Genomic DNA, 11,042 nt, shown 5'->3' on the forward strand with positions numbered 1-11,042 from the left:
CCAGGATCAAACTCTCCATCGAAAACCCACACACAGTGTGAGATGATGCAAAATCAATCACTGACAGAAAGAACCTGACAAACTTGTCAGAATCATCGTCAAAGAAACCCACCCACCAACACAACCACCAACCGGCGATCATGCCGACGAGAGGGGCATAAACAAACTAATTCGTCGACTATCAATGACACACTGTTGAGTTCTCAAGAATCACACGCACCCGGCGCATCGCGTCTCCGCTCCGCTGCCGAGGCAACCTGCAGAAACTTACGGATTCGCTTTCCGAGTGTCAACTCGGCGCGTTTTCCGCTCGCTCCCGCTGCCGGACATGACGAACCGCTTCGTTCGAGGCTGGGCCTCCGAGGCGGCTCACCGGGCGTCCGGCGGCGAGAGAGAACATTACAGACCAGGGTGCACGACGACGAATCGGCGCGCACGTGTCAGGGAAGACGCAGGTCAGCGGCCTGCGAGCGGCTCGAGCGTCGGCGACGGCTCAGAGGAGTGCCGCGTCCGCCTCAGCCTGGCCGGAGTCCACGGCCTGGGCCACGTCCTTCAGACGGACGCCGGACTCCCCCAGCTGCCGGGCACCGAGCACCAGGGCCGTGAGCACCTGGGCCGCCCGCTCGTAGGTGAGTCCGTCGGGCGGGTGCACGTTGGAGATGCAGTTGCGCTCGGAGTCGCGGCGACCCACGCGCGGGTGGTGGGTCAGGTACAGGCCCAGGGAGTCGGCCACGCTCAGGCCGGGGCGCTCCCCGATGACGACGACCACCGCGGTGGCGCCGAGCCGCTGGCCGACGTGGTCCCCGATGCCGACTCGGGCCTGGTCCGCGAGGACCACCGGCCCCACCGACAGTCCGGCCCCGTGCAGCGCGTCGACGAGCGCCGCGGTGAGCGCCACGCCGTGCTGGTCCTGGGCCCGCGCCGACAGCCCGTCCGCCAGGACGAGCACCACGTCGTGAGTGCCGGCCTCCGGTGCGGGCAGGTGCTCGAGCGTCTCCGGTCGACGGCCCAGGTCGGGACGACGCAGGTACTCCGCCCGGTCCGCCGCCGCGCTGTGGACGTGCAGAACCTCGAGACCGCGAGCGCCGAGACCGGCCTCGATCGCCTCCGCGTCCCAGGGCAGGTGCACCGCGTCACGCGCCACCGCGTGGGCTCCGCGCAGGGCGAGCACCTCGTTGGTGGGCAGCGCGTCGCCGGCCCGACCGAGGCCGATGCGGGACCGCGTCGCGGTGCGCAGCGGCGACCAGAAGTCACCGGCCACCGGGGTCTCGCCGCTCATCGGCCGGCCACCAGGGCACGCAGCTGGCTCGACCCGGCGTCCAGCCGCGGCACGCGGCCGTCGTCCATGAGGCCCACGCGCTCGAGCCAGGCCTCGAACTCCGGGGCCGGCCGCAGGCCGAGGGTCTGGCGCACCTGGAGCACGTCGTGGAAGGAGAGGCTCTGGTAGCCGAGCATGAGGTCGTCGGCGCCCGGGACCGTGATCACGAAGCCGACGCCTGCGGCCGCCAGGAGCGTGAGCAGGGTGCTCATGTCGTCCGCGTCGGCCTCGGCGTGGTTGGTGTAGCAGACGTCGACGCCCATGGGCAGGCCGAGCAGGCTGCCGCAGGCGTTGTCCTCGAGCCCGGCCCGGATGATCTGCTTGCCGTCGTAGAGGTACTCCGGGCCGATGAAGCCGACGACCGTGTTGACCAGCAGCGGGTCGAACGCGCGGGCCACCGCGTAGGCGCGGACCTCCAGCGTCTGCTGGTCCACGGGGCGCCCGTCCACGCCGAGGTGGGCATCCGCGGAGAGCGCCGAGCCCTGCCCGGTCTCGAAGTACATGCACTGGGTGCCGACGGTGCCGCGGTCGAGCGCGAGGGCCGCCTGGTGCGCCTCGCCCAGCACCGCGAGGTCCACGCCGAAGCCCTTGTTCGCGGCCTCGGTGCCGGCGACCGACTGGAAGACCAGGTCGACGGGGGCGCCCTTCTCCATCAGCTCGATGGTGGTGGTGACGTGGGCCAGCACGCAGGACTGCGTCGGGATGTCGTAGCGCAGGCGGACGTCGTCGAGCAGGTGCAGCAGGTCGGCGGCGGCGCGCGGGGAGTCGGTGGCGGGGTTGATCCCGATGACGGCGTCGCCCGCACCGAGCAGCAGGCCGTCGAGCGTGGCCGCGGCGACACCGCGGGGGTCGTCGGTCGGGTGGTTCGGCTGCAGTCGCGTCGCCAGCCGGCCCGGCAGGCCGACGGTCGAGCGGAACGCCGCCGTCACGTCGGTGGCGCGGGCGAGGGAGACCAGGTCACCGTTGCTCATCAGCTTGCTCACCGCGGCGACCATCTCGGGGGTGAGCCCCGGGGCGAGCGCGGAGAGCCGCCGGCCGGCGTCGGGCAGGGCCGCCACCTCCAGCAGGTGGTCCCGCAGACCGCCGACGGTGAGGTGGGCGACCGGCGCGAACGCCTGCGCGTCGTGGGTGTCGAGGATGAGGCGGGTGACCTCGTCCGTCTCGTACGGCACCACCGGGGTGCTGAGGAAGGTCGTCAGGTCGATGTCGGCCAGGACCCCCTGCGCGGCCGCGCGCTCGGCGTCCGTCTCGGCGGCGCAGCCCGCCAGCTCGTCGCCCGAGCGGCGGGGGCTGGCCTTGGCCAGGACGTCGACGAGGTGGCCGAACCGGTAGGACCGGCCCGCCACCAGCGCGTGGTACGAGGTCACGACGTCGAGGCTAGCCCGCGGGGGTCACAGGCATGTTTCACGAGCGGTGACGTCGTCCACTGCGCCGACCTTCTCGGACCGCTCCAGGCCGAAGGCGGAGGCGCACGGGGCTCAGACGGCGCTGTCGGGGAACGCGATCACCGACAGGAAGCGGATCGGCAGCTCCACCAGCTCGACCGGGCCGTGGGCGCCCTCCCCGTCCAGCTGGAGCGAGTCGCCGGGGCTCATCCGGTAGACCGAGCGGCCGTGGGCGTAGTCCATGACGCCGTCGAGCATGTAGAGGAACTCGGTGCCGGGGTGCTGGAACATCGGGAAGGTCCCCGAGCTCGCGGTCAGCGTGACCAGCAGCGACTCCAGCCGCTTGTGCTCGCCACGCAGGGAGCCGACCAGCTCGTAGAGGTGGCCCTCCTTCGAGCCCGCCCGCACGATGCTGGCCCCCGTGCCGGAGGCGACGTAGGACGCCGGGCGCTCGGACTCGGTCCCGCGCAGGAGCGAGGTGACCGGGACGTCGAGGCCCACCGCGAGCCGGGAGAGCGTCGCGAGGCTGCAGGCCGTCTGGGCGTTCTCGATCTTCGACAGCATCGCCTTGGAGATGCCGACGCGCTCGGCGGTCTCCCCCACCGACAGGCCCGTCTGCTGGCGCAGGACGCGCACGTTGCGGGCGATGGCCTCGACCAGCTCGAGCTCGTCGAGCGGCGCGGCGGGGTCACGGTCCCGAGCCGTGCCGGCCCGGTTCCGCAGCAGGTCGGACTCCGGCTGCTTCCCCTCGGTGGCCATGGGTGAAGCATAGGAGACACCGGGTCGTGGCCGGCCCGGGCGGGGCCCACCCGCGGACGCAGCGCGCCGCCTCGTCCGTCGTGGCGCACGTCTCAGCGCATCTCCCCCGCACCCTTGTACGGGTACGGGCTGCGCAGCAGGTCGCCCTCGGCGAACCGGCTGAAGCGGAAGTCGGTCTCGGGGATGCGCGGGTCGGAGCTGACGCCGTCGACGACCAGGTCCGCCACCAGCCGACCCACGGCCGGGGAGATCTTGAACCCGTGCCCGGAGAAGCCGGCGGCGACGACGAGCCCGTCCTGCGGCATCCGCGAGATGACCGGGTTCCAGTCGGGCGTGACGTCGTAGCAGCCGGCGTAGCCGCCGGCGATGGAGGCGTCCTCCAGCCCCGGGAACCGGGTGCCGATCTTCTCCACCGCCACGTCGAGGATCTCCTCGGTCGGGCGGTTGGAGTAGTCGTCGGGATCGGCGTCGGCGAGCTCGGCCAGGTCGGAGTTGCCGAAGAGGATGTCCCCGCCGACCTCCGGCCGGACGTACTGGAGCGAGACCAGGTCGGAGAAGACCGGGACGGGCCCGAGGTCGAGGCCCGGGCTGACCATGACGATCTCCTCGCGGTGCACGCGGAGCGGCAGGTCGATGCCGAGCGGCGCGAGGAACGGGCGGGACCAGACGCCGGTGGCCACCACCACGGTGCCGCCGGCGACCCGGGTGCCGTCCGTCGTGACGGCGCCGGTGACCCGGTCCCCGTCGGTGACCAGCCCGGCCACCTCGACGCCCTGCTTGACCACGGCTCCGTGCGAGCGCGCGGCGGCCGCGAAGGCCTGCGCGGTCTGGTAGGCGTCGCCGTACCCGCCGCGCTTCTCGTGGCCGAACGCGGCGAAGGGCTCGAGGTCGGCGTGCGGCCACATCGCGGCCACCTCGCCGACGCCGATCTCGACGGTGTCGACGCCGACCGCCCGCTGGGCCGCGAGGCTGGCGCGCAGGGCGTCGACGTTGGGCTCGCCGACACCCACGACGTAGCCGGTCTGGCGGAACCCGATGTCGACGCCGAAGACCTCCTCGGCCTGCTCGAGCACCGTGAGGCTGTCGGCGGCCATCGCCGCGAGGGAGGAGACGCCGTAGTGGCACCGGACGATGCCGGAGGACTTGCCGGTCATGCCGGAGCCGACGGTGCCCTTCTCCAGCACCAGGACGTCGACGCCGCGCAGCGCCAGCTGCCAGGCCGCCGAGCAGCCCTCGAGGCCACCGCCGACGATGACGACCTCGGCGGAGGCGGGGAGCTCCGGGGACGCGGCCACCTCAGTACCCCGTCACGGGTGCGCCGGGGATCCACTCGGTGCCGGCGAGCGGCACGCGCGCCATGGCGGCCGACTCGACCGTGAGGGCCACGAGGTCCTCCGGCTCCAGGTGGGTGACGTGCGCCTTGCCGCAGGCGCGAGCGATGGTCTGCGCCTCCAGCGTCAGGACGCGCAGGTAGTTGGCCAGGCGCCGGCCGCCCTCGACCGGGTCGAGGTTCTTCTCCAGCTCGGGGTCCTGGGTGTTGATGCCGGCCGGGTCGCGGCCGTCCTGGAAGTCGTCGTAGAAGCCGGCGGCCGAGCCGATCTTGGCGTACTCGGCCTCGTGCTTGGGCGAGTTGTCGCCGAGCGCGATCAGCGCCGCGGTGCCGATCGCCACGGCGTCCGCGCCGAGGGCCAGGGCCTTGGCGACGTCGGCGCCCGTGCGGATGCCGCCGGAGACGATCAGCTGGACGCCGTCGGGGCGGCGGTGCACGCCGAGCTCCTGCAGCGCGCGGACGGCGGGGGCGATCGCGGCCAGCGTCGGGATGCCGACGTGCTCGATGAAGACCTCCTGCGTGGCGGCCGTGCCGCCCTGCATGCCGTCGAGGACGACGACGTCCGCGCCGGAGTGCACCGCGAGCTTCACGTCGTAGTAGGGCCGCGAGGCGCCGACCTTGACGTAGATCGGCTTCTCCCAGTCGGTGATCTCACGCAGCTCGTTGATCTTGATGGCGAGGTCGTCGGGGCCCGTCCAGTCGGGGTGCCGGCACGCCGAGCGCTGGTCGATGCCCGGCGGCAGGGTGCGCATCCCGGCGACGCGGTCGGAGATCTTCTGGCCCAGCAGCATCCCGCCGCCACCGGGCTTCGCGCCCTGGCCGAGCACGACCTCGATCGCGTCGGCCTTGCGCAGGTCGTCGGGGTTCATGCCGTAGCGCGAGGGCAGGTACTGGTAGACGAGGTGCTTGGACTGGCCGCGCTCCTCGGGGGTCATGCCCCCGTCGCCGGTCGTCGTGGACGTGCCGACCTCGGAGGCGCCGCGGCCCAGGGCGTCCTTGGCGTGGCCCGAGAGGGCGCCGAAGGACATGCCGGCGATGGTGACGGGGATGTCGAGGTGCAGCGGGTACTTGGCGTTGCGGGCGCCGAGGACGACGTCGGTGCCGCAGCTCTCGCGGTAGCCCTCGAGCGGGTAGCGGCTCATCGAGGCGCCGAGGAAGAGCAGGTCGTCGAAGTGCGGCAGCGCGCGCTTGGCGCCCCACCCGCGGATGTCGTAGAGGCCGGTCTCGGCAGCGTTGTCGATGGCGGCGATGGCGGCGCGGTCGAAGGTGGCCGACTCGCGCAGGGCCCAGCTGCTGGGGGTGCTCATGGTGGGTGTCTCCTGCCCGGCTCAGTACGCCGAGACGTTGTCGGAGTGGAAGTGGTAGAGGCTGCGCGCCGATCCGTAGCGGGTGTAGGTGGCCGGGTCGTCGTCGTAGCCGGCGGCCTTGAGCAGGCCCGTGAGCTCCTCGAGGTGCTCGGGCCCCATCTCCTTGGCGACGCAGTCGGCGCCGAGGCTCGCGACCTCGCCGCGCACGTAGATCCGGGTCTCGTAGAGCGAGTCGCCGAGGCCGTGGCCGGCGTTGCCGCGCACGACGAGCCGACCGGCCTGCGCCATGAAGGCGCTGTTGTGGCCGACGTTGCCGCCGACGACGACGTCCGCGCCCTTGAGGCTGATGGCGCAGCGCGCGGAGGCGTCCCCGTGGACGACGAGGAGGCCGCCGTGCGCCGTGGCCGCGGCCGACTGCGAGGCGTTGCCGGTGACGACGACCGAGCCGCTCATCATGTTCTCGGCGACGCCGGTGCCGGCGTTGCCCTCGATGACGACCTCGGCCTGCTGGTTCATGCCGGCCGCGTAGTAGCCGACGTGGCCGGCGACGGTGACCTTGACCGGGGCGTTCAGGCCGCAGGCGACGTTGTGCGCGCCGGCGGGGCCGGTGATGACGAAGTCACCGGACAGGCCCGGGGCGTGCAGGGCGGCGTTCACCTCGCGCAGCGGGGTCTCCCCCAGGTCGTAGGTGGTGCTGGTGGTGGTGCTGGTCAGCGTGTCCATGCGTAGACGACCTCCGGCTCGGGCTCCCAGATGCGGGCGTTCTCGACCCCGGGCAGGTCGGCGAGCGCCCGGTACTCGCTGGCCATGGCGACCCAGTCGTCGGTCTCGGCGATGACGGCCGGCTTGCAGGCGATCGCGTCGCGCAGCACCGCGAAGGAGTCGCGGTTGCTGACCAGCAGCGTGTAGAAGCCGTCCAGCGTGGTGCACAGCTCCTTGAGGGCGGTCTCCACGTCGCGGCCCTCGGCCAGCTGGTGGGCGACGAAGCGTGCGCCGACCTCGGTGTCGTTCTGGCTGTCGAACCTCACGCCGTTGCGCACCAGCTCGCGGCGCACGGTGGCGTGGTTGGAGAACGAGCCGTTGTGGACCATGCACTGGCCCGGCCCGACGGCGTAGGGGTGCGCGCCGGACGCGTCGACGGCCGACTCGGTGGCCATCCGCGTGTGGCCGACGCCCTGCCAGCCCTGCGCCTTCGCCAGGTCCCAGCCGTCGGCCAGGGCGCGCGGGTGACCGACGCCCTTGAGGACGGCGAGGTCGGCGCCGAACCCGGCGACCAGCGCGTCGGGGGCGGCGGCGCGGCACGCGGTGAGGAGGGCGTCCTCGTCGGCCTCGGCGGAGACCAGCAGCGTCTCGCCGACGGCGAGGACGTCGGCGGGGCCGCCGAGCGCGGCGGCGACCGCGTCACCGAGGGTCGCGGCGTCCGTGCCGGTCTCCAGCAGGGAGACGGTGGTGCGGCCGGGCGGCGACATCCGCGGGTCGCCGTAGACGGCGACGCCGGCGGAGTCGGCGCCCCGGTCCTGCATCTCGCACAGCATGGTGGTGAGCAGCTCGCCGAGGCGGGGCTGCAGCTCGGGGTTGCGCAGGTGCAACCCGACGATGCCGCACATGCGCGGCTCCTCTCGTCCGGGGGTCCGGGTCGTGGGTGGTCGGTGGGCCGCTCAGTAGGCGGTGAGGTAGCGGGCCGTCTCCCAGGGGCTGACCTGGGAGTGCCATGCGAAGAACTCCTCGCGCTTGGCCTCGGCGAAGTACGCGGCGACGGCGTGGCCCTCGCCGTGGGTGACGGCGGCGGAGTCGAGCGCGCCGGAGACGACCGGGTCGGCGTCGAGGGCGTCCACGGCGTGCAGCAGGGTGCGGGGCAGCGCGTCGCGCTGAGCGCCGTTGTCGCCGCCGACGGTGCCCGGGTCGAGCGACTTCTCGATGCCGTCGAGGCCGGCGCCCAGGGCGGCGGCGATCGCGAGGTAGGGGTTGGCCGAGCCGTCCCCGCCGCGCAGCTCGACGCGGTTGCCCTCGGGCACGCGGACGAAGTGGGTGCGGTCGTTGCCGCCGTAGGTGGGGAACCGCGGGGCCCAGGAGGCGCCCGAGGTGGTGGAGACGGCGCCGGTGCGCTTGTAGGAGTTCACGCTGGGGCCGAGCACCGCCTGCAGGGCCGAGGCGTGCTCGAGGATGCCGGCGGTGAAGGAGTAGGCCAGGTCGGAGAGACCGAGGCCGCGCGCGTCGTCGTCGGAGCTGAACGCCGCCTCGCCGTCCTTCCAGAGCGACAGGTGCAGGTGCAGCCCGGAGCCGGTGCGGTCGGCGAACGGCTTGGGCATGAAGGTCGCGACCATGTCGCGCTCCTCGGCCAGCATGGTGATGAGGTAGCGCAGCGTGACCACGCGGTCGGCGGTGGTCAGCGCGTCGGCGTAGGCGAAGTTCTGCTCGAACTGGCCGTTGCCGTCCTCGTGGTCGTTGGCGTAGTTCTCCCAGCCCAGCGTGTTCATCGCCCGGGAGACCGCCGCGAGGTGGTCGTACATCCGGGTGACGCCGCGGGCGTCGTAGCAGGGGCGGGCGGCGTTGTCGCCGGGGTCCGCGGTCACCAGGCCGCCGTCCTCGGTGCGCTTGAGCAGGAAGTACTCGACCTCGGCGCCGACGAAGGCGTCCAGGCCCTGGGTGCTGCCGAGCTTCTCCAGCATCGACTTGAGGATCACGCGCGGGGCGTAGGGCCACGGCTTGCCCTCCACGTGCGGGTCGCAGTGGACGATCGCCAGCCCCTCCTTCACGAAGGGGATCGGGGTGAAGGAGGAGACGTCCGGGATCGCCATGAGGTCGGGGTCCTTGGGCTCCTGGCCCATCGAGCCCACCGCGTAGCCGGCGAAGCCGACGCCCTCGGTGGCCAGCGCGTCCACGGCCTCGACCGGGACGAGCTTCGCGCACGGCTTGCCGTCCAGGTCGACGAAGAGCGCGAGGACGAACGTGGTGCCGGTCTGCTCGCAGAGCGTCGCGAGGTCCGTGGTCGCCGTGGGCAGCTCGGTCGAGGTCATGCGATCTCCTGGTGTGTCTACTTTGGTGAATCACCGTCTACGGATAGTAGACATGGTGGATGTGTCGGCCGCGTTAAAGCACGGTTCCGATTGCGGCTCCGCCGAGGGCGGGACGTGGCGCACCGCCCCCTCGGTCTCGCAACAGGACTTCGCCCTTCCTCGACCAGCGGGTGCAGCGGAAATGCCGCACCGCCCCCTCCCGGGGGCGGGAGGGGGCGGTGCGGGTGGAGCAGGTGGTGCCGCGGGTCAGTACGCGCGGGGCTCGCCCTCGACGGCGGGCCCCTTCTCCACGGGCTCGTGCTTGAGCATGGAGACGTAGGCGTGCTTCTCGTGGTTGATCATCACGACGAGGAAGCCCACGAAGAGGGCGACCGCGACGATGGTGAAGATGACGGGCCAGGCGGTGCCGGCCCCGGTGAAGACGGCAGCCGTGCCGCCCCAGGAGTCGATCGGGCTCATGCTTCTCAGACCTCCGCGTCGGACTTGAGGGTGGTGACCGGGATGCCCTCGGGGTAGGGGGTGGCCGGGACCTCGGAGAGGTCGAGGCCGGCGAGCTCGACCTCGGCCGGGATGCGCAGCATCTTGGCCTTCTTGAGGGCGAGCGAGATCAGGTAGCCGGGGATGAAGCCGAGGGCGGTGAGGACGAGCATGCCGCCGATCTGGCCCAGCGGGTTGATGGCGGGCATGCCCTCGAGGTTCGGGTAGCCCCAGAGGACGAAGCCGGAGACGACCAGGCCGTAGACCGCGCAGCCGCCGTGCACGGAGACCGCGCCCACCACGTCGTCGATGCCGAACTTCTCGATGAGCTTGCCGATCGAGGGGACGATCAGGCCGCCGACGACGGCGATGATGAAGGCCAGGGCCGGGTGGTAGAGGTCCATGCCCGGGGCCACCGAGATGACGCCGGCCAGGCCGCCGGAGATCGTCCAGAACGGCTCGCCCTTCGAGGAGACGTAGGCGCCCAGGATGCCGCCTGCCAGGCCCATCAGCGTGCTGAAGGCGATGGCGGAGAGGTTGGTCTCGTTGCCGAAGATCGAGAAGTAGCCGGTGTTGGTGTACACGACGCAGCCCATGAGGAAGCCGAAGAAGCCGACGAAGATCAGCATCAGGCCGAGCATGGTCAGCGGCAGGTTGTGCGGCGGGATGGTGATCGCCTTGCCGTCGATGAAGCGACCGGCGCGGGGGCCGAGGTTGATCAGCACGCCCAGGGTGAACGCACCCGCGATGAGGTGGACGCAGCCCGCGGCACCGAAGTCGTGCCAGCCCCACTCGGTGAGCAGCCAGCCCGAGCCGTGCCAGGCCCAGGCGGCGCCGATGATCCAGACGACGGAGCCGAGCACCGTGGTCAGGATGAGGAACGAGCTCGTGCGGATGCGCTCGAGCACCGCGCCGGACATGATCGAGCCGGTGGTGGCGGCGAAGAGGGCGAACGCGCCCCAGAAGATGCCGGTGACCGAGGTGGAGTTCGGGCCCATGTCGTCGCTCCAGGGGAGCGCAGCCGTGGCGGAGTCGATCGCACCGACGGGGAACGCGTAGAACGCGTTGTAGAACCACCAGCCGAAGAAGAAGAACGTCGCGATGACCACGGAGAAGGTCAGGAGGTTCTTCATCGCCGCGGCGAGCACGTTCTTGGAGCGCGAGGCGCCGACCTCGTAGGCGAGGAAGCCGGCGTGGATGCAGATCATCAGGGCGATCGACACCCAGTAGAAGAGGTCGGTGATGACCGCTTCCATGCTTGCGAGTGTGTCCTCGGGGGTCACAGGTCCTCCTGCAAAGGGGTAGTACGAGAGTGAACGTAGTCTCGTGGGGGGAAACCCAGGCTGGGTTGCCGCGGACGAACAGGTCTGTGACGACTGCGTGTCCGTGGCACCCCCCGCGTGACGGCGCCGTTGCCGTGACGTCGAGGTGACAGGACGGTCGTGACGA

The 11,042-nt window shown here is 71.7% G+C and carries 10 protein-coding genes; all 10 read right to left on the bottom strand.

Annotated elements, in window-relative coordinates:
• Positions 1 to 493: 493 nt before the first annotated feature.
• On the bottom strand, positions 494 to 1,279 hold the full coding sequence (gene eutC / locus M8330_RS10655) for an ethanolamine ammonia-lyase subunit EutC (RefSeq protein ID WP_250827308.1): 786 nt from the start codon (positions 1,277 to 1,279) through the stop codon (positions 494 to 496).
• Complete coding sequence (locus M8330_RS10660; protein ID WP_250052337.1) at positions 1,276 to 2,685, bottom strand: ethanolamine ammonia-lyase subunit EutB; 1,410 nt, start codon at positions 2,683 to 2,685, stop codon at positions 1,276 to 1,278. Before M8330_RS10660 ends, eutC begins: the two co-directional genes overlap by 4 nt.
• Positions 2,686 to 2,796: 111 nt before the next feature.
• A complete protein-coding gene (locus M8330_RS10665) occupies positions 2,797 to 3,462 on the bottom strand; it encodes a helix-turn-helix domain-containing protein (protein ID WP_250827309.1) in 666 nt (221 codons plus the stop codon).
• Positions 3,463 to 3,554: 92 nt separating this feature from the next.
• Entirely contained in the window at positions 3,555 to 4,757 is a 1,203-nt protein-coding gene (locus tag M8330_RS10670) for an NAD(P)/FAD-dependent oxidoreductase (RefSeq protein ID WP_250827310.1), read from the bottom strand.
• 1 nt (position 4,758) lies between these two features.
• Positions 4,759 to 6,099, bottom strand: coding sequence for an FMN-binding glutamate synthase family protein (locus tag M8330_RS10675; RefSeq protein WP_250052332.1), 1,341 nt, complete (start codon positions 6,097 to 6,099; stop codon positions 4,759 to 4,761).
• Between the two features lie 21 nt (positions 6,100 to 6,120).
• Positions 6,121 to 6,822: a hypothetical protein gene (locus M8330_RS10680; protein WP_250827311.1), complete on the bottom strand. Its 702-nt coding sequence runs from the start codon at positions 6,820 to 6,822 to the stop codon at positions 6,121 to 6,123.
• Positions 6,810 to 7,706: a class II glutamine amidotransferase domain-containing protein gene (locus M8330_RS10685; RefSeq protein ID WP_250052328.1), complete on the bottom strand. Its 897-nt coding sequence runs from the start codon at positions 7,704 to 7,706 to the stop codon at positions 6,810 to 6,812. The genes M8330_RS10680 and M8330_RS10685 overlap by 13 nt, the downstream gene beginning before the upstream one ends.
• A gap of 51 nt (positions 7,707 to 7,757) precedes the next feature.
• Complete coding sequence (gene glnT / locus M8330_RS10690) at positions 7,758 to 9,116, bottom strand: type III glutamate--ammonia ligase (protein WP_250827312.1); 1,359 nt, start codon at positions 9,114 to 9,116, stop codon at positions 7,758 to 7,760.
• A gap of 246 nt (positions 9,117 to 9,362) precedes the next feature.
• Positions 9,363 to 9,575, bottom strand: coding sequence for a hypothetical protein (locus M8330_RS10695; RefSeq protein WP_250827313.1), 213 nt, complete (start codon positions 9,573 to 9,575; stop codon positions 9,363 to 9,365).
• A gap of 5 nt (positions 9,576 to 9,580) precedes the next feature.
• A complete protein-coding gene (locus M8330_RS10700) occupies positions 9,581 to 10,849 on the bottom strand; it encodes an ammonium transporter (protein WP_250052322.1) in 1,269 nt (422 codons plus the stop codon).
• Between the last annotated feature and the right edge of the window lie 193 nt (positions 10,850 to 11,042).

Source organism: Nocardioides bruguierae (genome assembly GCF_023656415.1).
In the GTDB taxonomy this organism is placed as follows: domain Bacteria; phylum Actinomycetota; class Actinomycetes; order Propionibacteriales; family Nocardioidaceae; genus Nocardioides; species Nocardioides bruguierae.

Coding starts and splice junctions, on each gene's coding strand:
- M8330_RS10680 (WP_250827311.1), bottom strand. CDS start 6,822: ATGGACACGCTGACCAGCACCACCACCAGCACCACCTACGACCTGGGG.
- glnT (WP_250827312.1), bottom strand. CDS start 9,116: ATGACCTCGACCGAGCTGCCCACGGCGACCACGGACCTCGCGACGCTC.
- M8330_RS10675 (WP_250052332.1), bottom strand. CDS start 6,099: ATGAGCACCCCCAGCAGCTGGGCCCTGCGCGAGTCGGCCACCTTCGAC.
- eutC (WP_250827308.1), bottom strand. CDS start 1,279: ATGAGCGGCGAGACCCCGGTGGCCGGTGACTTCTGGTCGCCGCTGCGC.
- M8330_RS10665 (WP_250827309.1), bottom strand. CDS start 3,462: ATGGCCACCGAGGGGAAGCAGCCGGAGTCCGACCTGCTGCGGAACCGG.
- M8330_RS10685 (WP_250052328.1), bottom strand. CDS start 7,706: ATGTGCGGCATCGTCGGGTTGCACCTGCGCAACCCCGAGCTGCAGCCC.
- M8330_RS10695 (WP_250827313.1), bottom strand. CDS start 9,575: ATGAGCCCGATCGACTCCTGGGGCGGCACGGCTGCCGTCTTCACCGGG.
- M8330_RS10700 (WP_250052322.1), bottom strand. CDS start 10,849: ATGGAAGCGGTCATCACCGACCTCTTCTACTGGGTGTCGATCGCCCTG.